20 protein-coding genes and 1 other annotated feature are annotated in these 22,408 nt (G+C 47.3%); of the genes, 8 read left to right on the top strand and 12 right to left on the bottom strand.

The features are described from left to right. Position 1 precedes the first annotated feature (1 nt). The 3 genes from C161_RS03175 to C161_RS03165 all read left to right on the top strand — a co-directional run bounded on the left by C161_RS03175 (position 2) and on the right by C161_RS03165 (position 3,125). Positions 2-841, top strand: a complete 840-nt coding sequence (locus C161_RS03175) for a carbohydrate ABC transporter permease (protein ID WP_017690747.1) — start codon at positions 2-4, stop codon at positions 839-841. Positions 842-946: 105 nt separating this feature from the next. After that, on the top strand, positions 947-2,155 hold the full coding sequence (locus tag C161_RS03170) for a rhamnogalacturonan acetylesterase (RefSeq protein WP_051447353.1): 1,209 nt from the start codon (positions 947-949) through the stop codon (positions 2,153-2,155). Between the two features lie 553 nt (positions 2,156-2,708). Then, positions 2,709-3,125, top strand: a complete 417-nt coding sequence (locus C161_RS03165; protein ID WP_036614092.1) for a sensory rhodopsin transducer — start codon at positions 2,709-2,711, stop codon at positions 3,123-3,125. Positions 3,126-3,211: 86 nt separating this feature from the next. On the opposite strand, the gene C161_RS03160 is transcribed toward C161_RS03165, so the two are convergent. The 5 genes from C161_RS03160 to C161_RS03135 all read right to left on the bottom strand — a co-directional run bounded on the left by C161_RS03160 (position 3,212) and on the right by C161_RS03135 (position 9,400). Then, on the bottom strand, positions 3,212-4,369 hold the full coding sequence (locus C161_RS03160; protein ID WP_036614090.1) for a Ger(x)C family spore germination protein: 1,158 nt from the start codon (positions 4,367-4,369) through the stop codon (positions 3,212-3,214). Continuing rightward, positions 4,366-5,835 carry a spore germination protein gene (locus C161_RS03155; RefSeq protein WP_036614089.1) on the bottom strand — a complete coding sequence of 490 codons (1,470 nt, stop codon included), beginning with the start codon at positions 5,833-5,835 and terminating at the stop codon, positions 4,366-4,368. Before C161_RS03155 ends, C161_RS03160 begins: the two co-directional genes overlap by 4 nt. Then, positions 5,816-6,922, bottom strand: coding sequence for a GerAB/ArcD/ProY family transporter (locus tag C161_RS03150; RefSeq protein ID WP_036614088.1), 1,107 nt, complete (start codon positions 6,920-6,922; stop codon positions 5,816-5,818). The genes C161_RS03155 and C161_RS03150 overlap by 20 nt, the downstream gene beginning before the upstream one ends. 69 nt (positions 6,923-6,991) lie before the next feature. After that, positions 6,992-7,984, bottom strand: coding sequence for a tryptophan--tRNA ligase (trpS, locus tag C161_RS03145; RefSeq protein ID WP_036614087.1), 993 nt, complete (start codon positions 7,982-7,984; stop codon positions 6,992-6,994). Between the two features lie 140 nt (positions 7,985-8,124). Further along, positions 8,125-8,437: a binding site (T-box leader), on the bottom strand. 27 nt (positions 8,438-8,464) lie between these two features. After that, a complete protein-coding gene (locus C161_RS03135) occupies positions 8,465-9,400 on the bottom strand; it encodes a DMT family transporter (protein WP_036668215.1) in 936 nt (311 codons plus the stop codon). A 159-nt stretch (positions 9,401-9,559) separates the two neighbouring features. Between C161_RS03135 and C161_RS03130 the strand changes: the two genes are divergently transcribed. Beyond that, complete coding sequence (locus C161_RS03130; protein WP_036668213.1) at positions 9,560-10,954, top strand: aminotransferase-like domain-containing protein; 1,395 nt, start codon at positions 9,560-9,562, stop codon at positions 10,952-10,954. 137 nt (positions 10,955-11,091) lie between these two features. Here C161_RS03130 and C161_RS03125 read toward each other — a convergent pair whose 3' ends face one another. Then, positions 11,092-12,411 (bottom strand): glutamate-1-semialdehyde 2,1-aminomutase, encoded by a 1,320-nt coding sequence (locus C161_RS03125; RefSeq protein ID WP_036668212.1) that lies wholly within the window; start codon positions 12,409-12,411, stop codon positions 11,092-11,094. Between the two features lie 131 nt (positions 12,412-12,542). Next, entirely contained in the window at positions 12,543-13,586 is a 1,044-nt protein-coding gene (locus C161_RS03120) for an LCP family protein (protein WP_036668211.1), read from the bottom strand. 212 nt (positions 13,587-13,798) lie between these two features. Between C161_RS03120 and C161_RS03115 the strand changes: the two genes are divergently transcribed. From C161_RS03115 to bcp, 4 genes are read left to right on the top strand one after another with little or no spacing between them, the layout of a single operon-like run. Next, on the top strand, positions 13,799-14,845 hold the full coding sequence (locus tag C161_RS03115) for an ABC transporter ATP-binding protein (RefSeq protein WP_036668210.1): 1,047 nt from the start codon (positions 13,799-13,801) through the stop codon (positions 14,843-14,845). A 1-nt stretch (position 14,846) separates the two neighbouring features. Further along, positions 14,847-15,641, top strand: a complete 795-nt coding sequence (locus tag C161_RS03110) for an ABC transporter permease (protein ID WP_036614077.1) — start codon at positions 14,847-14,849, stop codon at positions 15,639-15,641. A gap of 5 nt (positions 15,642-15,646) precedes the next feature. After that, on the top strand, positions 15,647-16,432 hold the full coding sequence (locus C161_RS03105; RefSeq protein WP_036668209.1) for an ABC transporter permease: 786 nt from the start codon (positions 15,647-15,649) through the stop codon (positions 16,430-16,432). A gap of 45 nt (positions 16,433-16,477) precedes the next feature. Further along, the gene (gene bcp / locus C161_RS03100) at positions 16,478-16,942 is read left to right on the top strand and encodes a thioredoxin-dependent thiol peroxidase (protein WP_036668208.1); all 465 of its coding nucleotides are present in this window, start codon (positions 16,478-16,480) and stop codon (positions 16,940-16,942) included. Between the two features lie 91 nt (positions 16,943-17,033). On the opposite strand, the gene C161_RS03095 is transcribed toward bcp, so the two are convergent. The 5 genes from C161_RS03095 to C161_RS03075 all read right to left on the bottom strand — a co-directional run bounded on the left by C161_RS03095 (position 17,034) and on the right by C161_RS03075 (position 22,382). Further along, entirely contained in the window at positions 17,034-18,161 is a 1,128-nt protein-coding gene (locus C161_RS03095) for a GerAB/ArcD/ProY family transporter (protein WP_036668207.1), read from the bottom strand. Between the two features lie 97 nt (positions 18,162-18,258). After that, a complete protein-coding gene (locus C161_RS03090; RefSeq protein WP_036668205.1) occupies positions 18,259-19,383 on the bottom strand; it encodes a GerAB/ArcD/ProY family transporter in 1,125 nt (374 codons plus the stop codon). 18 nt (positions 19,384-19,401) lie between these two features. Then, on the bottom strand, positions 19,402-19,638 hold the full coding sequence (locus C161_RS03085) for a hypothetical protein (RefSeq protein ID WP_017690729.1): 237 nt from the start codon (positions 19,636-19,638) through the stop codon (positions 19,402-19,404). 6 nt (positions 19,639-19,644) lie between these two features. Beyond that, positions 19,645-20,847, bottom strand: coding sequence for a Ger(x)C family spore germination protein (locus tag C161_RS03080; protein ID WP_051447347.1), 1,203 nt, complete (start codon positions 20,845-20,847; stop codon positions 19,645-19,647). 20 nt (positions 20,848-20,867) lie between these two features. After that, the gene (locus C161_RS03075; protein ID WP_051449560.1) at positions 20,868-22,382 is read right to left on the bottom strand and encodes a spore germination protein; all 1,515 of its coding nucleotides are present in this window, start codon (positions 22,380-22,382) and stop codon (positions 20,868-20,870) included. Positions 22,383-22,408: the final 26 nt, after the last annotated feature.

Genomic DNA, 22,408 nt, shown 5'->3' with positions numbered 1-22,408 from the left:
GATGGTTTGGAGAAATGTGAAATGGCCCATTTATCACCTGTTCGTTGCAGCTCTTGCCCTCCTAATGTTGTATCCCGTACTTTGGATGCTCTTCAGTTCATTCAAGGAAAGCCGTACGATATTCGTCACAGCGGATACCCTGTTTCCTGCGGAGTGGATCTGGAGCAACTATGTAGATGGCTGGAAAGGCACAGCGGGAAGACCGTTCATGGATTACATCACGAACTCACTTGTAATCGTAGTGATATCTACCATCGGTGCTGTGATATCGTCATCGCTGATCGCTTTTGGTTTTGCCAGACTGAATTTCAAGGGACGCACGTTCTGGTTTTCCTTGATGATGTTAACACTGATGTTGCCACATGACGTGGTATTGGTTCCTCAGTACATCATTTTCACGAAGCTCGGCTGGCTGAATACTATCTTGCCAATCGTTGTACCTACATTCTTCGGAATGCCGTTTTTCATCTTCCTGATGGTACAGTTCATTCGAACGATTCCGAAGGAGCTGGATGAGGCTGCAACCATCGATGGATGTAACAAATTCAGACTGTATATCCAGATTATTATGCCGCTGATCAAGTCTTCTCTGGCGACTGCAGCCATTTTCTCCTTCTACTGGAGATGGGAGGATCTGCTCGGTCCGGTATTGTACCTGAACTCGCCTGATAAATACACCGTGTCGATGGCGCTGAAAATGTTCCTCGATAGCGAATCTGCTTCCAACTGGGGTGCAATGTTCGCCATGTCCATCGTCAGTCTGGTTCCGGTTGTAGCTGTGTTCTTCATCTTCCAGAAACAAATTGTTCAAGGGATGAGCACCAGCGGATTGAAAGGATAAGCCAGATTACTGTATCTTCGTATCTTCGCCCGAATGAACGTTTACGAAAGTTAACCAAGGAGGTTATCGCTTTTGAATAAAGCTCAGGGTAGTCAGGCCGTTGCCATGGAGGCAGCGGCAGAGGGCCAGGCAGTGTCCGTGACCAGCTGGAAGTTTAACTTTGGACCGGACTCGGGAAGAGCAGATGAGACAGGGGATTATCTGAAAGTAACTGCAACAACCGCATATGAGGAACGCGGAGGATACGGATTCGAGGCAGGATCTCTGGTGTATGAGAAACAACGCATTAGTGATGACGATGTGTCGGATCCCACGAAACAACATCATAACAATCCGGGGCAGACAACCATGTCTGCCCGATTGCGTTCAGGCTTCTGTATTCCGCTCAAAGCCTCGTTTATCGTGGATGTTCCCGACGGAACCTACCAAGTATTACTTGTTGCAGGGGATGAATTGGCTGAGACAGTGACCCGCGTGAAAGCTGGTGAAGGCAGACTTGTACTGCCAACCATTCGCACACTTCCCGGACAATACGCAGAGGTTAGATTCTCGGTTGTTGTTCGCGGCGGCAGACTTCGTCTGTCATTCTCCGGTCCTGCACCGAGAATCAATGCATTGGAGATTACTCTTGCGAATCAGACCATGACCGTATTTCTTGCCGGGGATTCAACCGTAACAGATCAGCCGGAAAGTGGATATCCGTATTGCGGTTGGGGCCAGTTATTGCCGGCACAGTTCAAACATGATGTGGCAGTGGATAATCATGCCCAGTCAGGCCGCAGTTCCCGCAGCTTTATTAATGAAGGCAGATTAAGCGCCATTCTGGAGCGAATCAAGCCCGAAGATTTTCTGTTTATTCAATTTGGACATAACGATGAGAAGCCTGACCCTGAACGTGGGACGGACCCATTCACAACATATAAGGAATATTTGAAAAAGTATATCGATGCTGCACGCGAAGTCAAGGCTCGTCCAGTGCTCATAACCCCGGTGCATCGTCGCTATTTTGCGGATGATGACACATTGACCGATACGCACGGCGATTATATCATCGCCGTGCGTGAGCTGGCGGAAGAGGAAGATGTTCCGCTGATCGATCTGGCTGAGCGCAGCCGTCTTCTGTTCGAGCAAGCGGGTGTTGAAGGCACTAAGGAAGACTTTATGTGGGTACTGCCAGGCGAGTATGTGAACTTCCCATCAGGCGTGGAGGATAACACGCATTTTCAGGAACGAGGCGCCCGTCGCCTTGCCCAGCAGGTAGCAGAAGCCATCCGCGAGTTGCAATTGCAACCGTTGCAGATGTATCTGCGGTAGGTTCATGCCCTTAATAATTAAGCGAGTTAATTAAATAGCGAGCCAGCAAAGTTGCCCAGCGAATAGCGAAGGCAATAACCTTTTAAAAACAGGCGAGCGTAGCAGCGAAGAAGGGCGGAATCGGGTAGAGGGAGCGAAGCGTCCGCCTTTGGAGCGGGATTTCCCCTGCTGAGGGGGAATTGAATAGAAATCCCGAGCCAACAGCGGCCTGTAGCCCGATCCGCCCGCCGAAGCGACTGCCCCGCGAGCTATTCAGGGTTTAAAAGCTGTAGCGAGTTAAACGAAGTAACGAGCCAGCAAAAGTTGCCCAGCGAATAGCGAAGGCAATAACCTTTTAAAAATAGGCGAGCGTAGCAGCGGAGGAGGGCGGAATCGGGTAGAGGGAGCGAAGCGTCCGCCTTTGGAGCGGGATTTCCCCTGCTGAGGGGGAGTGAATAGAAATCCCGAGCCAACAGCGGTCCACAGCCCGATCCGCCCGCCAAAGCGGCTGGCCCGCGAGCCCGCAGATTTTTAACTTAATATTGCACTCGCAAAAAAAGGAGGAGGTATATCAATGACACCTGACCAGACAGAATCAGGCACATCTGCAAGTAAGAATGTTTCAGCAGCTACAGGTCACACCTACTGGGTCATTCCGGATGGTTACATTCCCCCGGAGAGCCGGGGCACATTGGAGAGTCATGAGAGCATCTGTGTACTGAACACCAGTGCCACGGATGCGGAGCTGCATATCACGATTTACTTTGAAGACAGAGAACCACTCGAAGGTATGGTCGCTGAAGTGCCAGCGAGAAGGACGAAGCATATTCGCACTGCATCGCTACGATCCGGGGAGCAGTCTATTCCACCGGGCGTGCCTTATGCGATTACGGTTTCGAGCAATATCCCTGTTATCGTCCAGTACAGTCGTTTGGACACGACCCAGCCTGAATTGGCTTTGATGAGTGTCATGGCGTATCCATTAGGATAACTTCCCCAATCGACAGCATAGTTGGAGATGGTAAGAAGCCCCGTAACCTTGCATTCAATGCAGGTACGGGGCTTCTATTTCTTCATTTATTCACTGTATTTATACGTGCTCGCATTCAGGATATCCACGTGAACCTCCACTTTTCCAAGCTTAAAACGTTGGAGTGGGTCCGCCCGGTTGTAGACTTCCTGTTTCCATAAGGGAAGGTTGTGGCGATATAAGTGTTCCACAAGACCATAGGAATCAATCATGCGTGACTTGGTTTTTTCGAACGTATCTCGGATTTGGGATTCGATCTGTTTCTCGGCTTCTTGTTCCATGGCATCTGGAGACCGAGGAGCCCCATGATCTTCGGTGATGGCGCTTTTGACCGTGGTAACCAGATCAAATGTGATGCCATCACCTTGCTTCTTCGCCTTGATTTTTGTCTTGGGATGATGAAGCAACAAGGTTAAATCAGGAGTTTTTCCACCATTCCCATATACATATAGTGGGTACTGATGTACCCGCTCATAATTTACGTATCGTGTACCATCTGCGTCTGCTCCTGCAACTCTACCCTGACTTGTGCCTTTGGATATCACATAAAATCCATCCATTCTAACAAGGGGAGGCGTTTTATCGCCGTTGAACCAGGTCTCGTTCCTCGTTGACACCGAGGGTAAAAGAACGACAGAAGCGGGTTCCCGTAATCCATCGAGAAGCTGGTGGAGCCGGATAGGTTCGTAACCAGAATGCTGTTTGTATAGTCTCATGGGCTCAAATAATTCAATGGTCTGGGCGGATTGGTTCAACAATGCAGAGGGAGAGAGTACATCCGGAATGTTATGCTCTGTAGCGTAGATCCAGGGTGTATATCTCAATTGGCCTGAATGAAGAAGTGTATTAAAGATATCCTCCAGTCGACCATCCAAGACTCTTTTGGATAAAACAATAGCTTTAACATGAGTCCAGAGCGTTAGCTGCTGTGACGTTTCATACAAGTCGTTAATAGCCATGTTCAGTGTTGTACCCTCGCCCCGTCCAGTCCAGATATCCCTTGTCTCCCGGGAAGTTGGTGTTTCCTGTTTTGCAATACTGGAGAAGTCAATCAGTTGGGCATACGCAATATACTGGTTGTCTACATAGTCAATTCCTATCGCCGTAATGAAGTTTATACTTTGCACCTCTTTGGAATCCCAGCACCCCGTTAGCAGGATCAAGCAGCTTATAAGAAGGCCACTTATGGATACCCATCGTTTCACGGACGTTTCCTCCGGCGGGTAGAATCCTGTGTATGAAGTGCTTCTGGGCGCTTGGTTCTTTTCATGGAAGGTGGCATGGATACGGCCTGAGTGAAGTCTCCGGGAATGTAGGGAGATACAGGTGACAGATAGGATACGCCATAACACTCCAACGATACGAGGTGCACCAACAAGGCTAATAGTCCGATCATAAAACCGAATAATCCAAGAATGGAAGAGATGAGTAACATCCCGATCCGAACATGGGCAGTAGCCCCGCTTAACACAGTATTCACGAGAATATAGCTAGAGATGACCGAGATCGCTACCGTGACAATAATCGTAGGGGACGTAATCCCGGCGCGAATGGCAGCATCTCCAATAATAAGCCCGCCGACAACGCTGACCGTCTGCCCCAATGCACGTGGCAACCTACGCCCAGCTTCGTTAAATAGCTCAAACATAAAGATCATCAGGAACGCTTCCAGCGTCACGGGCATGGGCAGGCCCATTCGAGTCCCAGCAATCGTTGCCAGAAGAGGCAGGGGAATCTGTTCCACATTGAAGCTGGTCAGGCCAATATAAAATCCTGGGAAGAAACAGGCGATCAGCAGTCCTGAAATACGTAATATCCGTTCAAAAGTAACGATGAAAAAGGGTGTACTTTCGTCCTCCGGAGACTTCAATTGATTGAAAAGTGTAGTTGGTGCGATGACCGCTACAGGAGAACCTTCAATGAGAACGGCAAAACGTCCATTTAACAGGGAATCAACGACAAAATCAGGACGTTCGGTATTATCTGTGAGTGGAAAGATACTCCGAATCCCTCCCATGACAGCTCGCTCCATGATTGAGGTACCCAGGATGCCGTCAATCTCAATCTGATCCAGATTGTGCCGAGCTTCTTTCAGAATGTCTGGGTTGATAATATCTTTTACATATAGAAGTCCAATGGCTGTCTGGGTACGACCGCCTTTGACATATTTCTCATAACACATCGAAGATGTTTTCATTCGTTTGCGTATAAGGGCCACGTTGGTAGTGAGTTCTTCGGTGAATCCATCGCGCGGGCCTTTAACTGATGTTTCAATGGCTGATTCATCTGGACTGCGCCCCGGTATGTCAGCGATATCCAGACTGCAGGACTGAATACCGTTGCCGAAAATGATCAGCAGTTGTCCGCTAAAAATCAACATATTAAGCTTATTCGTATCTGTGAGGTCATCCAACGGATTTAATGTTAATCCCAGTTCTTTAGGATGTGATTCCTCAATAATGAGAGAATGTTGCTCAAGACGCGGGATAATAAACTGGTTGAGCTGTTTGCCATCAACCAGGCCGTCACAATAGAGCAGAATAACAGGTTGATCCGTTTCATTTTTGACAGGAAAGGTCTGAATAACGACATCTGCACATGGATTGAACTGCTCTTTCAAAGAGGCAAGCAGTGTCTCATGGGACGTGGTGTCAATCGCTTGATGCTCCATGATGTTTCCTCCTCTGATGGCGTGAATGGATAAAGGCAACCGTCGTTGCTATAATCGCAAGTCCGCTCAGATACACGAGATTGAACGGGAATATGTATTCGACCAGAAGTTTTTCGAAGGTCATATCATCCAGAGGGTACAACATGACAAGAATAAAGAAAACGCCTAAAGAGATACAACTGATGAGCCTTCTGGTGGCGTTCTTAATATTCCATATTTCTACTACAATATACATGGCGAGACTAATTCGGGTAAACGATCCGGCGAGCCATTGATAGATGGAGAAAAAGTCGGTTTGGGCGATATATTTGCCCAAGGAGGCAATTCGCCATTCTTCAAAGGCGGGATATCGCATTTTGGCAGCCTCAAAAGGATCGAATTCCACAATCGCCCCGATGAGTGGGCCGACAGTCAGTCCCACAAGAATGAGTGCAAGCATCAGATACTGCCATACACGTATACGTTTGGAGAGATGAGGCTGGATATACCAGATGAACAGCAGTTCAAACATGCCTGCAAGACTGTAAATCATGCCATTCAGCACCGGATGCCAGCCATGTTCTAACGCAGGCAGGAGACGGCTGTAATCCTTGTATTGAGTGTTCACAATTGCAACATAGAAGCCCAGGAGTACCACCAGTGGAAGGATCAATCCTGCCGTAAATGCCAGTGAGCGGATGCCTTTATATGCCCCATAGGCACAGAGAGTCATCAAAGCAATACTAGTTACCAATATTGGCGTTTCTGTCAGGTAATTTGTTTTGGCCCAAGTCGTGGTTTCGTGCAGGGTGAAATAGATTGCGCTCAGAAAAAAGAGACTGTTCCCAACTCGAAATAACATGCCAATGGGCTTGCCGAGACGGGATGTTAACCATTCATGCAGAGTTTGATGCTGGAGGAAACGAGAGACATAAGCGAGCATTAGCGCAAATATCAAAAATGGCCCGGCTGATAGCAGGACGGAAATCCAAGAATCCCTTTTGGCCGCAGCCAAAAGGGCAGGAATAATCAGAACATGGCTGATCAAGCCAACGGACAACATGATCAACATCATAGCTTGTAAAAAAGAAGGCTGTGTTCGTTTCATGCTGAGGGGTCTCCTTTTCCCAATAGACTGTCCTCAGCAGTGTTAACGTGATTGGAGCGCTTCATACCGTCAGTCGAAATAACGAATACCCATGGCTTCTCTTACCTCTAACATCGTTTCCCGGGCCGCTTTCCTGGCCTCACGGGTACCCTCGATAAGAATCTCTTTCACCTGATCATCACGTTGTTCATAATAACTCCGTCGTTCGCGAAAAGGAGCAAGCAGATCATTGATGGCTTCACCTGCGATCTGTTTACAATCTTTACATCCAATCCGGCCCTGACTGCAACTGGCATGTATTTCGTCTGCGTTCTCCTTGCGGAAAAGCTGATGATAGGCAAAAACAGGGCAGATATCCGGGTGTCCTGGATCAGAACGATGGATGCGGGCAGGATCAGTCTTGGCCTTGGTCAACTTGGCTTTTACATCTTCAGGACTTGCATTTAATGAGATGGCATTCCCCATGCTTTTGCTCATCTTACCAACGCCATCCAGTCCTCCAAGCCGCTCTCCGGTCAAAATGCGGGGTTCGGGGAGAATGCGAGCGTATAACTCGTTGAACCGGCGAACCAATTTTCGTGCTGTCTCAATGTGAGGAATCTGATCTTCTCCTGCCGGAACAAGGGTGGCTTTACAGAATGCAATATCAGCAGCCTGACTGACCGGATATCCTAGAAATCCGTAGTACAGGTCGGTATATCCACGATCACGTGCTTCGCTCTTGATGGTCGGATTATGCCGGAGTGTATTGACGGTAACAAACATGGAGAAGATCACAGTCAATTCCGCAATTTCCGGAATCATGGATTGAATGAACAGGGTAGCTTTGTTCGGATCAATGCCTACGGCGAGGTAATCAAGCGTAACTTGATGAACACTATCTGCAATCAGACCAGGTTGATCATAGTGGGTGGTGAGTGCCTGAACATCTGCCAGTAAAATATAGGTTTTGTACTCTTCCTGCAATTGCACCCGACTGCGCAGGCTGCCTACGTAATGGCCGAGATGAAGTTGTCCGGTAGTCCGATCTCCTGTCAAAATAATATCCTTGTTTTTGTTCATGGTTTATTCTCCTTTGGTTTTGTAATTTTTCAACGTTGAGCTGTCGCCACCAGCCGTCTTCCACGACCATCACCTCCTTTCAGCCTGCAAAAAAATCAAAAAAGCTTCGTCTTTTATCCCATTCCCCGGTTGGGAACAGAATAAAGGACGAAGCTTGTGCCTCGCGGTGCCACCTTCATTGGCCGCTCTGTTGCGGCCCACTTGAGGGATACGGATGAGGCATCTACCAGGAGCCCGTTTATGAGCTTCCATGCCTATCGATATCCTGTCCATGGATAACGGCTGGACATGCCGCCTCGCCTACTGAAAGTTGTATTCCTAGGAAGGGATACAGACTTTGTTCAACTCGGAACTCAGAAGCCCATTTCCACATATCCGATGCACCGACTCCCACCAGCCGCCGGCTCTCTGTAGCATCCTGACATACGTACTTCTCTTCATCATCGTGGATAACAAATGTTTACAATTTCCAGAATTATATCATGCTTTGATTCCACTGACCAGCTTATGTTTTCGACCGCTCATATTGGTGCCAAGCACACCGGCGATAATTAACAATGCACCAATATAGTGATGGCTACCCACTGGTTCATGCAATATCCATGCACCTCCTACGATGGAGATGAGCGTGGACAGATTGCTGAATACACTCATTTGTGAAGCCTCCAGATGAGTAAGGGCATAGCTCGCAAGCAGGGTAGAGATCATGGTGGAGAGGATTGCCAGATAAGCGAGGGCACCCAGATAGGATGTATCTCCAAGTGGTTTGATGTAGTCCATCATGGAGCCGTTGGACGCATGTCGGATCAGAGAAGCGGCGTTAAATACAATACAGCCAACCATCAGTGTGACCCAGGTTAATTCCATTGGTTTATACTTCTGGGTTAATGGTCTTGCAAGCACACCATACCCTGCAAAACAGACTGTGGATAGTAGCAATAATGCAATACCCTTCAGGTTACCTATAGACATCCCACTTCCTTGCATTATGAAAATAAAGACTACTCCAGCAACAGATAGAAGCAGGAATAACTTCTGCATCGTGGATGTGCGTTCCTTCAGGAAAACTGAAGCGAGAACGAGTGTGAATACAGGGGCCATAGCCTGAATAATTCCGGCTTCCGATGAGTTGGAAGAGACAAGTCCAAAGGCTTGAAAGGCAAAAAATAAGACTGGAGATAACAGCCCAAGTGGAATGATTCGCCACAGGTCACGAAGGCTAAGTCGTATTTTAATCCAGCCAAAAATGACAGGAATGCTGACAACGATCAGCGAAAGGGCAAATCGGTGGGCAAGCACATCAATGGGATGTGCAACAGTGACAGTCATTTTAACAAATAAAAAAGATAGACCGATAATAGCTGCGTACAATACAGCTGCGATATAAGCGTATCCCCGAGTGTGTGTTGTGTTCATGAATGCTCCTCCAATACAGTAGTCATAGCGCTTTATCTTTCATTATCCTGAATTATGTCAGGTTCGAGGCATGTGCTGGCCTTATTCAATATACTGCCAGGTGCATCGTGCTACAATAGATAAAAGGTTAAACTGTATCGGTACAGTTGTTGGAGAGGGATGGGTGCATTGAGAAAATACGAAGTGATTGCCGAAGCGTTAAAGCAATGGATTCAGGAACAGATGCAGCAGCAGGATCGTCGCCAGTGGGCAGATAAGGGCATTCGACTGCCAGCAGTTCGAGTTGTAGCAGAACAATATCAATGCAGTGTAAGCACAGCTATTCGTGCATATGAGTGGCTGGAGCAGCGGCATTTGGTGTATGCCATACCTCAATCCGGTTATTATGCCGTACAGAACGGGACAGGTGCTCAGGACATGGACTGGCAGGGAGCGTTGGACTTTGCTTCAGCTGCACCCGATCCAAGGGTGTTCCCTTATGCAGACTTTCGTCATTGTGTGGATCAGGCGATGGAGAAGAAGCAGGCAGAGTTATTCATGTATGGCACGGATCAGGGATTACCTTCGCTTATTCTGCTGTTGCAGAAGCAGTTTGCGGATTATCAGGTGTTTGCGAGAACAGAGCAGTTCTTTATCACGTCAGGTGTGCAACAGGCACTGGCTGTACTTGCATTGATGCCTTTCCCCAATGGAAAGAGAAAAGTACTGCTTGAACTACCGACCTATCATAATATGCCCTCGCTACTGAGTGGATTAAATGTGCCGATTGCCGGTGTGAGACGTGCCCTGGACGGGCTGGATTGGGCATCACTTGAACGTCAGTTCGCTGAGGAAGATATCAAGTTTTTCTATGTCATGCCGCGCTTTCACAATCCGATTGGCACATCTTTGACTGTTGCTGAGAAAAAGAAACTAATCCGGCTTGCACAGCGGTACGATGTCTATCTGGTGGAGGACGATTATCTGGCTGACCTGGAGGACAATACGAAACAGGACCCCCTATGGTCCTATGATACCGAAGGCCGGGTCATCTATCTGAAAAGTTACTCCAAAATTTTGTTTCCAGGTCTGCGCATTGGTGTAGCTGTTCTGCCCTCACCACTAATTCAATCTTTTGGGGCTTACAAAAAAATGCTCGATATCGACACTGCTGTTCTGTCTCAAGCTGCTCTGGAGATCTATGTCCACAGCGGAATGTTTGCTCATCACAGGAAAGTGATTCGTAACCGCTATGCTGCCCGGATGAATACGGTGCATGAGCAACTGGACACATATCCAGACTTTGCTCCATTTATGGAGGCTCCTCGAACAGGAGGGGAGCATACCGTATTACCTTTGGCGGGTGATATGCCGCTTCGTGTTCTGCTGTCCCGGCTTCAAAAGCGCGGAGTCATCGTTGATACGACAGAACGGTATTATCCGGAGGGAACATATCAGGTGCATCAGGATCAGATGCTGCGCTTGAACATCTCCAATGTGCCGAAGCAGCGAATTGAGGAAGGGATGCAGAAGATCCGTGAGGAAATTTTGAAACTTCAGATCAGGCAGAAATAACGTGAAGAATCGGAGTGTTGTCCGTAAATAACAAAAGGCGTCCACACAAGTTGATCACTTGTTGGACGCCTTTTCCTTGAGTTGCTATCTATCAACGATGCATCTTGTACGCTACATTGTGAATGGAAATATCTAATTTATTCCTGAGCCATCGCCTTGAAGGAAGCTTCTGCGGCTTCCAATGTAGCCTGAACATCCTCGTCTGTATGAGCCGTGGTCAGGAACCACGCCTCATATTTGGATGGAGCCAGATTAATGCCACGGTCCAACATGTGACGGAAGAAGGAAGCAAACAGCTCTCCATCCGTGTCTTGGGCATGATCATAATTCGTAACCGGATGGTCACAGAAATGGGTGGAGAATGCACCGCGAATCCTGTTGATCGTCAGAGCAATCCCATGACGGTCAGCAGAAGCTTGCAGACCTGCCGTCAGGTCGATAGCAAGGCGTTCCATCTCTTCGTATACACCCGCGCCTTGCAGGACCTCCAGACATGCGATACCAGCCGAGATGGATGCAGGGTTACCAGCCATCGTTCCCGCCTGATAAGCCGGCCCAAGCGGAGCAACCTGCTCCATAACGTGTTTGCGTCCGCCGTAAGCACCGATTGGCAGGCCGCCACCAATAATTTTACCAAGAGCCGTCAGATCCGGTTCAATCTCCGCATGATTATCGAGTCCGGCATACGTCTGAGTAGAACCGTAATGGAAACGGAAAGCCGTAATGACTTCGTCATAGATAACCAGGGAGCCGTTGGCCCGTGTCATGGCACAGAGACCTTCCAGGAAGCCAGGTTCCGGCATAACCATACCGAAGTTACCAACGATCGGTTCAACCATGACTGCGGCGACATCATCACCCCAGCGTTCCAAAGCATCCTTCAGGGCTTCCAGATCATTGTAGGGCACAGTAATGACTTCTTGTGCAATACTGGCCGGAACTCCCGCACTGTCAGGAATTCCGAGCGTGGACGGGCCTGAACCGGCAGCTACAAGCACCAGATCGGAGTGACCATGGTAACATCCGGCGAATTTTACGATCTTATTGCGTTTGGTGTAGGCACGAGCGACCCGAATCGTAGTCATGACCGCCTCCGTACCGGAGTTTACAAAACGAACTTTATCCATGGAAGGGATAGCTTCCTTCAACATTTTGGCGAGCTTGATCTCAAGCTCAGTCGGGGTACCGTATAGCACTCCATTTGCCGCTGCTTCCGTAATGGCCTGTGTAATATGCGGATGAGCATGTCCTGTAACAATCGGACCGTAAGCGGCCAGATAGTCAATATAACGGTTGTCATCAACATCCCAGAAGTGGGCGCCTTGGGCTTTTTTCATAAATACAGGTGCACCACCACCAACGGCTTTAAACGAGCGTGAAGGGCTGTTAACACCTCCTACAATATGTTCGAGTGCTTCTGCATATAAAAGTTCGGAACGGGAACGTGATGTATTCATAAGATAACTTCCTTTCGTAATTCAAAATATGATAAAGAAACAAGCCACAGAAAGATATGATGATTTTCTCATAAAGATATAGCCGGGCACAACGAGAGGGCAGCGTAATGGCTGCCCTCTGCATGTTTAGATTACTGAGCCGGTTGCTCTGACTTCTGATCGTCACCACTGGCTGTTTTATCTTCGGTGCTGGTTGTACTATCATCCGTTGTAGCAGGCGGGTGAATAATATCCTGAATATGCTGCTTCAATTTCTCTTCATTGGTAACCGTCAATACTTGCGCACCGCCTGCTGTACGTTCTTCTTTCAGCAGGTTCATTGGCGGAATCTGCTCACTGCCGTTCATGCTGCTCTGGTATCCAAGTCCACCCAGCTTCCACATGTCGGAGAGTGTCAGATTTGTATCTACGTAAGGATTAACCTGTTCCAGAATGGCAGGCAGTTTGGCAATGGTAGTTGTTGACTGCATTTTCGCTGTTACAGCTTTCAGCAACTCACGCTGACGTTCGGACCGAGCGAAATCCGACATGGCATCATGACGGAAACGAACGTACATGAGCGCTGTCTCGCCATCTAGGTGCTGATATCCTTTTTTGAGATCAATATCGTATTCGTTATTGTCTGCTTTACTTGTATAGTGCATGTCTTTCTCCACATCAAAATCAACACCGCCAACGGCATCCACCAATTTGATGAATCCCTGGAAATCCGTATACACATAATACTGTACAGGAATGCCGAGCAGGTCGCCGGCAGCTTGCATCGCTGCATTAGGACCATGGGTGATAGCGGTGTTGATCCGCTCCTTGCCATATCCGTCAATATTGACGTAAGTGTCGCGCAGAATGGAGAACAGATTGATTTTTTTGGTCAGTGGGTCGAGCGATACAACCATCATGCTGTCGGAGCGAGGAACTTCACCTTTTTTCAATCCACGTGCATCGACACCCATAACGAGAATATTTACCGTTACTGTGCCTTCCCATTTGGGTGGATCAGGAGTATTTACTTTCTCCACATTTTCGATGCCTGCAAATGGTGAATCGTCGCCGTCCTTTGCCAAACCGTCCAACTGATTGAGAATAGAACCGAAATAATATGCCGCTGCTCCTCCAATAATTAACACGAAGGCGGCAAGAGAAATCCATATGGTTCTCTTCGTCTTTCTGGTCATGCTAGCTCTCCTTTGTATTTGAGATGAAATAAAAAAACGAGTTCGAGTATTCAAGTAAGATGTAGTCGGAGCTTTCCGTACACATCTTTTCCCAACATAAGGGCAGGACGCGGCTCCAGACTATTTTAAAGCTTGCTGAATTTTGACTGATACCATTATAATTTCTTTTTGGGCTACAAGCAATTTCAACAAAATCCAAGTGAGGTATAATCATGCTGGCGATTGATGTCAAAGATTTGCGCAAGTCGTTTAGCGTCCAGAAAAGCCGAGGTGGGCTGAAGGGCGCGTTTCAGGACCTGTTTGCACGTCAATACCAAGAGGTATTGGCTGTAAATGATATTTCGTTTCAGATTCCGCAGGGTGAAATATGCGGATATATTGGGGAGAACGGTGCCGGTAAATCAACAACGATCAAGATGTTGACCGGCATTTTGGTGCCTACTTCAGGGCAAATATCGGTTGGTGGATATGTTCCGTATCAGGAACGGGAGAAGTTTGTACAGAATATCGGTGTTGTTTTTGGTCAGCGCAGTCAATTGTGGTGGGATATTGGCGTTATCGAATCCTTCCATTTATTGCGCAAAGTATATCGTGTCGGAGAGGTCGATTTCCGCAAACGGCTGGATGAACTGGTTGAGCGGTTGCAGCTTCAGGACCTGCTAAGCCGTCCGGTACGGAAGCTCAGTCTCGGTCAGCGCATGCGCTGCGAGTTAGTGGCAGCCTTGTTGCATAATCCAAGTATTGTTTTCCTGGACGAACCAACTATTGGTTTGGATATTGTGGTGAAGTCGGAAATTCGGGATTTCTTGAAAGACATGAACAAGGAGCATGGAACGACCATACTGCTCACAACCCACGATTTGCAGGACATTGAGGCACTGTGTTCCCGGGTCATCATGCTTGATGCAGGCAACATCATTTATGATGGAGGTCTGGATCATCTCAAGTCCCAGTGGGGTAAGGAGCGGGAGATCCGCTTCAAGTTTGGTTCAGCTCACAACATCAGTCAGATGGAGGAATGGACTGCTGCGTTGCCTGTACGTTGGACGGTTGAGAATGAATTGTCCGCATCCGTATGGATTCCGCTGGAACTGAACGTTTCGGATGTACTCGGACGTGTCGTTGGACAAGCCGATATTACCGATATTCAGATTATCGAGATTAACACGGATGAGATTGTGCGCAGTATTTACCAATCCGGTTCCGCCGAGCGTCCCGAGATTGTGGGAGCAGGGAAAGAAGCGGTGGGTGTATCCTGAGATGAATAGTGCATTTATTGATTTTATGCGCATCCGTTTTCTAACGATGCTGGCATACCGGGTGAATTATTACTCCGGCATTTTGATATATACGCTGAATATCGGCGTGTATTACTTTACCTGGCAAGCCATTTACGGTAGCAGTGGTGAACTCGGCGGCTTCACGGCAGCACAGATGACCACTTACATCGCTGTATCCTGGATGGCACGTGCCTTTTACTTTAACAACCTGGACCGGGAGATTGCCGCAGATATACGGGATGGCTCCATTGCGATTCAATTCATCAGGCCGATCAATTACGTTATGGTCAAAATGATGCAGGGTCTTGGCGAAGGTATTTTCCGCTTCCTGCTGCTCATGATTCCGGGGATGCTCATTGCCATTCTGCTGTTCCCGGTTGAATTGCCTACGGCGCCATCGGCGTGGATTGGCTTTCTCGTCATGCTGTTCTTCAGTTTCCTCATTAATTCCCAGATTAATGTGATAACGGGACTGGCGGCATTCTTTGTGGAAAACAATGAAGGCATGATGCGTATGAAACGCGTCGTGGTTGATTTGTTCTCCGGTCTAATCATCCCGATCAGCCTGTATCCAGGCTGGATGTCTGCGGTGATGAAAGTATTGCCTTTTCAGGCCATTACGTATCTGCCCGGTTCCGTCTTCACTGGAAGAGTGGAAGGTACCGCCATCTGGAGTGTACTCGGTATTCAGGTGTTCTGGTTTGCCGTACTGCTGCTTCCGATGGTATTGATCTGGCGTAAGGCGCGCAAGCGTCTGTTCGTGCAAGGGGGATAACAGATATGTACTATATGGGTCTGATCTGGGAATATTTGAAGAATTACATGAAAACACGACTCACGTACCGTGCTGATTTCTGGGTGGAGATCCTATCGGATCTGCTGTTCCAGGCAACTAACCTGATCTTTATCTTTGTGGTCTTTCGCCATACGGATAACCTGGGCGGCTGGAGTGAGAGTGAAGTGCTCTTTGTTTATGGATATTTTATGGTGCCCTATGGCATCTTCAGTTGTTTTATCAATCTGTGGGGATTCAGTGAGCGGTACATCGTCAAAGGTGAGATGGATCGGATCCTGACACGTCCTGCACATAACCTGTTCCAGATATTGCTTGAAAATGTAGATCCGCCTGCACTCATGGGTTCGTTTATCGGCCTGATCATCATGATCTTCAGTGGCGCAGAGATGGGTCTGATGCTGGAGTGGTGGCATATCCCTGCCTTAATTATTTTGGCACTCAGCTCAGTCATGATCTATGCCGGCATCTATACCACCCTGACTTCGTTGTCCTTTTATTCGGACGCGCCAACAGGTATCCTGCCGTTGATGTATAACATTCAAGGATATGGACGCTACCCGGTAACGATCTATAACCGTGCTATTCAGGTGCTGTTAACCTGGATCATTCCGTTTGCCTTTGTGGGGATCTATCCCGCAGCGTTGTTCCTGGAGAGGTCCGAGATGCATCGCATGGCGCTGCTTACACCTGTGATGGGATTGGTGTTTGGCTCGATGGGCTTGCTGTTGTGGAATTTTGGCGTGAAGCGGTATCGCGGAGCAGGTTCATAATAACGCCCTATAGCATTTCATGGGGGAGATTAGGGAGGAACTGACATGACGTTAAATGTAGGCGAATTGGCACCGGATTTTGAGCTTCCGTCCAGTACGGGAGAATCAGTAAAGCTTTCGGATTACCGCGGACAGCGGGTACTGCTTTATTTTTACCCCAAGGATATGACCTCGTCCTGTACGCAACAAGCTTGTGATTTCCGGGATCGACATGCTGAATTTGAAGGGCTGAACACGGTCATTCTCGGAATCAGCACCGATCCGATGAAACAACATGACAAGTTTATCGCCAAATATGGACTGCCTTTCACCTTGTTGTCGGATGAAGAGCACGTTGTAGCCGAGCAATACGGTGTATGGCAGCTGAAGAAAATGTATGGCAAGGAGTACATGGGTATGGTTCGCTCCACTTTTCTGATTGATGAAGAGGGGAAATTGATCAAGGACTGGTCCAAAGTTCGGGTCAAAGGACATATCGAGGCTGCGCTTGAGGCTTTGAAGACATTGTAATTAATGATTTAGACATGTGTGAATAAATACATCTTAACCGTTTTATCATTAAAGGCTGTGCTTCGCGGAATTTACCGTGAACACAGCCTTTTTAGGTGGGCAATCGTTTATGATTGGTTGAATTGTTCTTGCTCTTGCCCGAACGAAGCCGATGCACAAGCAGTAGGAATAGCGGAATAATAAAGCTTACCGTGATATCCCAATCCACCCAAGCGGGCATGATCGTATTGGTGTAGAAAATGACATTGGGAGAAATCAGTACAGCTAACGCGAATAATAACATCGCTGATGGCAGGATGAGAGGTTTATATGTCTTTAACCGAAATAGCTGAGCTGTTCCAACGACAAAGGAGAACATATACAGCAGGCTTTTGAAATAGGTAGCAATTAACCAAGCAGTCGCCATGAACGCCTCAATTCGCTCGAAAAAGTTGCCGATATTAATTTTCTGGGACAGGGTGTAGGAGATGTAGATGTCGTGTTGGGTCAGAAAGGGGCCAAATATCATCAGTGAAATGACCAACAATGTGGTTAGTAACAGCCCTCCACATAAAGTAGCGAGTAACATGTCACGTTTGATGTGAGGCCCGGCCATCACATAAGGAAGAACCATGGTGATCACGATTAGTTCACCAAAGGAAGTGAATGCCCCTCTAATGACAGACTGCATCAGATGAAGCCAAGGGGTGTCCAAGTAAGGCTGTAGATTTGAACTGTTTACTTTGGGCATCAGCCCCAGAAATAATAGAATCATAAATGCAACAACGATTGGAGTCAGCATTTCACTGCTTCCTCCTATTGTATGCAAACCATGCATAAGCCCCCAGACCAGAGCACACATAAGGATAATTAGAATGACCCGGATGGGGGTCTGGAGGTAGATCTGTGTGGTCATAAAGTCACCTACTTCACGGATACATATGACAGCGCCTATGGCGAAATAAAATAGATATGCAGCTGCCAAAACAGACCCTGCCCACCGGCCAAGTATTTTTTGGCAGATTTCAATAAGAGAAAGATCAGGGTGTGTCTGATGAAGTTTGTATAGCACCCACATGATAAGTATGCCGATCGGTTGACCGATAAGAGAACAGATCCATGCATCCTGTTTACCGGAAGCAGTAACCACGGAGGGGTAGAGTAGAATCATGTCCCCAATCATGACGAGAAAGGTAAGGACTGCAAATTGCCTAATGGTGATTTTCTCCTTAATTAACATAGACACCGTTCTCCTTCTCTATATTCAGCATGGATGACTTTCATGGATGGACTCCATTTTTCCATATACCAGGCTCCTTCCCCGAAAAAATTTGTACTCATTTTTGTGAGGAATTGTTTGGAGTAACCGATGATGTTCTGTAAGACTTAAGCAATTGTATCAGCAGGAGACAACCCGGCAGAATGATCCCCAGTGTAGTATCCCAATCTACCCAATATGGAACAATGGTGATCACGATAAAAGTAATGCTTGGTGAGATCAGATTGGCTAATCCGAACACAAGTATGGACGCAGGGAGTACCAGTATCTGATACTGCTTAAGCTTGAACAGTTCCGCACAACCAACAATAAAGGCGTATAAGTATATCATCGCTTTGAAGTACGTAGAGATCAGCCAGGAAGAAGCCATAATCGCTTCAATACGTTCAAAAAAGTTCCCAATACTGATTTTCTGGGACAAAATAAACGAAGCATATATGTTATGTTGCGTAAGAAAGGCACCCAAGACCAGCAACGATATGGTAACGAGTGTTGCCAATACCAAACTACCTAGGCCAGCTGCAATAATTACGTCCCGTGTTCGATGAGCCTGCTTGGCAACATAGGGCAGTATCATCATGATGGGAAAGACTTCACCGATTGGATATATAATGCTTACCAGAATGCCTTGCGAGATAGAGACAACACCCGTATCACTTACTGGCTTCAAATTTCTGATATCAATCTGAGGAAGCAGGCAGACTGCAAGAACGACAATAAACACAATAACGACGGGCATCAGTAGTTCACTACTTCGCCCCATCGCCTCTAATCCATGAGACACTCCCCAGGCAATCACGATGACGAACATCAGAATGATGATGCGAAGGGGAGTGTACGGGAAGATTTGAGTGGTCATGAAATCGCCGACTTCTCTCGTATGTGTGGAAGCGCCAATAATGAAAAAGAACAGGTAGAGGCAGGAAAAGAAAGTACCTGGCCAGAACCCTAGAATGCTTCGTGCCATTTGCACCAGATTTTTTTCTGGGTGCATGCTACATAGCTTCAGGAACATGGCCATCAGTGCCATCCCCAGAGGAACGCCTATAAAAGCGCAAATCCAGGAGTCTTGTTTGGCATAGGACGTGATGACCGAGGGGTAGATCAGCATCATATCCCCGACCACCATCATAAAGATGAGCGTGGTCAATTGTCTTGTTCCAAGGCGCCCCTGTTCCAGCATAATGGTCCTCTCCTTTTTCTAGGTTCCCGTCAGATGTGCCAGGAATTGATTAACAGGTTCATAGATCCACATGATGATATAGAGTGGACTGGGGAAATCCCACAGGTTGGCTGCAATCACACTGAACCCTGTGGCTATGACGAGCATTCCGCTGTACACTGCTGTTTCCCTCCATTCCTTGCGACGGATGAGACCTGGAAGATCAACCAAGCCTACAAGGCCTCCTATGACAATGACAGTAATTGTAATTAACATCCGGTCTCACTCCTTCAAATCCTCCTTGAATGAATCATCCAGTGTACCTACACGTTTGATCTGTGCATTGGCTTCATATTTAACATCCAGATTCTCAAAATATTGATCCCAATCCTTTTCAATTTTCTTGAAAAATTTAGGATCGGCATGATAAACTTCCTGACCGAATCCAAAAATGTCAATATGGAACTTTCGCCGCACTGAATTCACGGATTTTTCCATCAGTTCTATCAATCGCTCCTCACTGTCCTTTTCCAACTCTTTGAGTGTTTTCATCGAACCAATTTTGATTCCACACTCTACTGCACCAATGGAAGATACATTTTTAATTTTGATGTGGATCACAGGTTGGTCATCAATGACCTTTGCTTTTCGTTGAGTCTTGGTGCGAAGGGTTTTAAAAGTCACATTTCCTCCTTTTCGGCAAGGCAGGTGACCTATGGTAGATACGACATTGTCGCGGATATAGTTGTACCCTTTGGATTCATCTTCCGTTAACCAGCCAATCAGTTTGTCTTTTTTGAATACACTCAATCCTGTTGAAACTAGACGAGCTTTGGACTTAATCGTCGCAATATTGTCTTTGCTTCCGCTTCTCTCTGAATTGCCAAAAATCTCTACACCAGTGATTACGGGTTGTATTCCGGAAGTAAGCATATATTCCATCAACTGATCACCGGTTACAGTCGTTGTAGGAGACCAGGTCTTGGCAGACACGTCCAGAGAATTAAATAACTTCTCTGCAGGTAAATTCTCTAATGGAGTAAGTGTGTCCAATACCTTGGAAGCTGTAGTATTTCGAGCAACCATGACGTAATAATCGGGCCGGACAGTAGGTTCTCGCATTAATGCTTCCATAACATCGTAGATGCCCTCTTTACGGGCATATTCTTCACTGAACACCAGTACACGGATATGTGCCATGAATATACGGCGTGGGCTTGTCTCGGTCAGCTTTTGAATTGCTTCAAACAGCGTGGGCGCCGACGCTTCGTACAGCGTGACAGGAGTGCCATTGCCTCCCCCTGACTTGGAGGAAACTTCATTTGGCACAACGACCTGAGCGCTCACTTTAATCAAATCGCCATCCTTGTCTACACCAAGACCCAGCATAATGCCAAGTTCATTCAGCTCCTGGCGATCCCAGCATCCGGTAAGGAGAGGGAGTAGGAATGCAATGCATACAATTAATCGGAAGCACTTGTTCATACGTTGTTCTCCTTACCGAATTAACGCTTCGTTTTTTTTGTGGTTTGTCTGGTTTTGTTCGGTGTACCCGTAGAGAGTGGCCGTGTTTTCATACGGGACCAGGGCACACGAAACAGCGTATCCTTCAGATCTTTCTGAATTAGAGGTGCAAAGGGGGACATATATGGTACGCCAAAAGAACGCAAGCTGCACAGGTGTGTAACCGTAATGAGCAGAACAATTAGAATACCGTAGAATCCAAAAGCTGCCGCGAGTATCATCAATACAAATCGCAAAATTCGGACAGAGATAGACAGTCCATTCTCTGGAATGACATAACTGGATATGGCCGTTATGGAAACGATAATAACCATTGCTGCGGAGACAACTCCTGCATCTACGGCGGCTTGGCCAATGACCAGTGTTCCGACAATGGAAACGGCCTGACCGACCGTTTTCGGAATACGTATACCTGCTTCTCGCAAAATTTCATAGGTCAGTTCCATCAGTATGGCTTCAATGAAGGCGGGGAAAGGAACGCCTTCACGCTGGGCTGCCAGACTGATGAGCAGGTTGGTCGGCAGCATTTCCTGGTGAAAGGTGGAAATGGCAATATAGAAGGATGGAGCTAGTAAAGCGATAAAAAAGGACAGATAACGAATCAAGCGAATCAATGTGCTGATATCGGCCCGTTGATAGTAATCCTCCGGCGATTGGAAGAAATGCACGAACAAGGCGGGAACCAGCAGCACAAAAGGCGTACCGTCCACGATGATGGCTACTCTACCCTCAAGCAAAGCAGCACAAACCGTATCTGGACGTTCACTATTGTAAACCGTGGGGAATAAAGTTCTGGTTTCGTCTTGTACAAGTTCCTCGATATATCCACTCTCAAGGATACTGTCGATATCGATCTCATCGAGTCTTCGACGCAGTTCTTTTACAATCTCCTGATCCACGATATGTTCCAGATAGAGCACAGCCACTCGGGTTTTGGTAACCTGACCTATTTCTCTTTCTTCGATCCAAAGATGAGGATTACGGATTCGTTTGCGGATCAATGATGTGTTGGTACGCAGGTTTTCGTTGAAGCCTTCCATAGGCCCCCTAACGACGGTTTGGGAGACAGGTTCTCCAACGGATCGATCTTCCCAGCCTGCTGCACCAATCTTCAATCCTCGTACAGATCCTTCAAGCAGTAAGATAGCTGATCCCGAAAGAAGTGCATTCATTACTTCATCCATATCATCGACCAGCAATACATCACTGGCGATCAAGATATCATTCTGGAGGTAGCTGAGATGTTCATCGTCTGCAGAGAATTCAGGGAGATCACGCTTTTGCAATAATGATTCCATAATGGAGTGATTCAGGATCTGCACATCCACTAATCCATCAATGTACAACATGACTGCTGGCCATTTATGTAAACACTGGAGAGGGCGCATCATCAAGTCGTTGCTGTTCCCCATCACTTCCTTGCAGTATTCCATATTTTCGCTTAGATCCGGAGAGATTTGCCTCTGATCTTGGCGTTCCAGCGACGATTCACTCATGTCTTCACCTCCCTATACACCCTATA

The sequence above is a fragment of the Paenibacillus sp. FSL R5-192 genome, assembly GCF_000517845.1.
GTDB classification, from domain to species: Bacteria; Bacillota; Bacilli; order Paenibacillales; family Paenibacillaceae; genus Paenibacillus; species Paenibacillus amylolyticus.
Note: the sequence above shows the minus strand (reverse complement) of the source record. Positions and strands in the feature narration are given on the sequence as shown.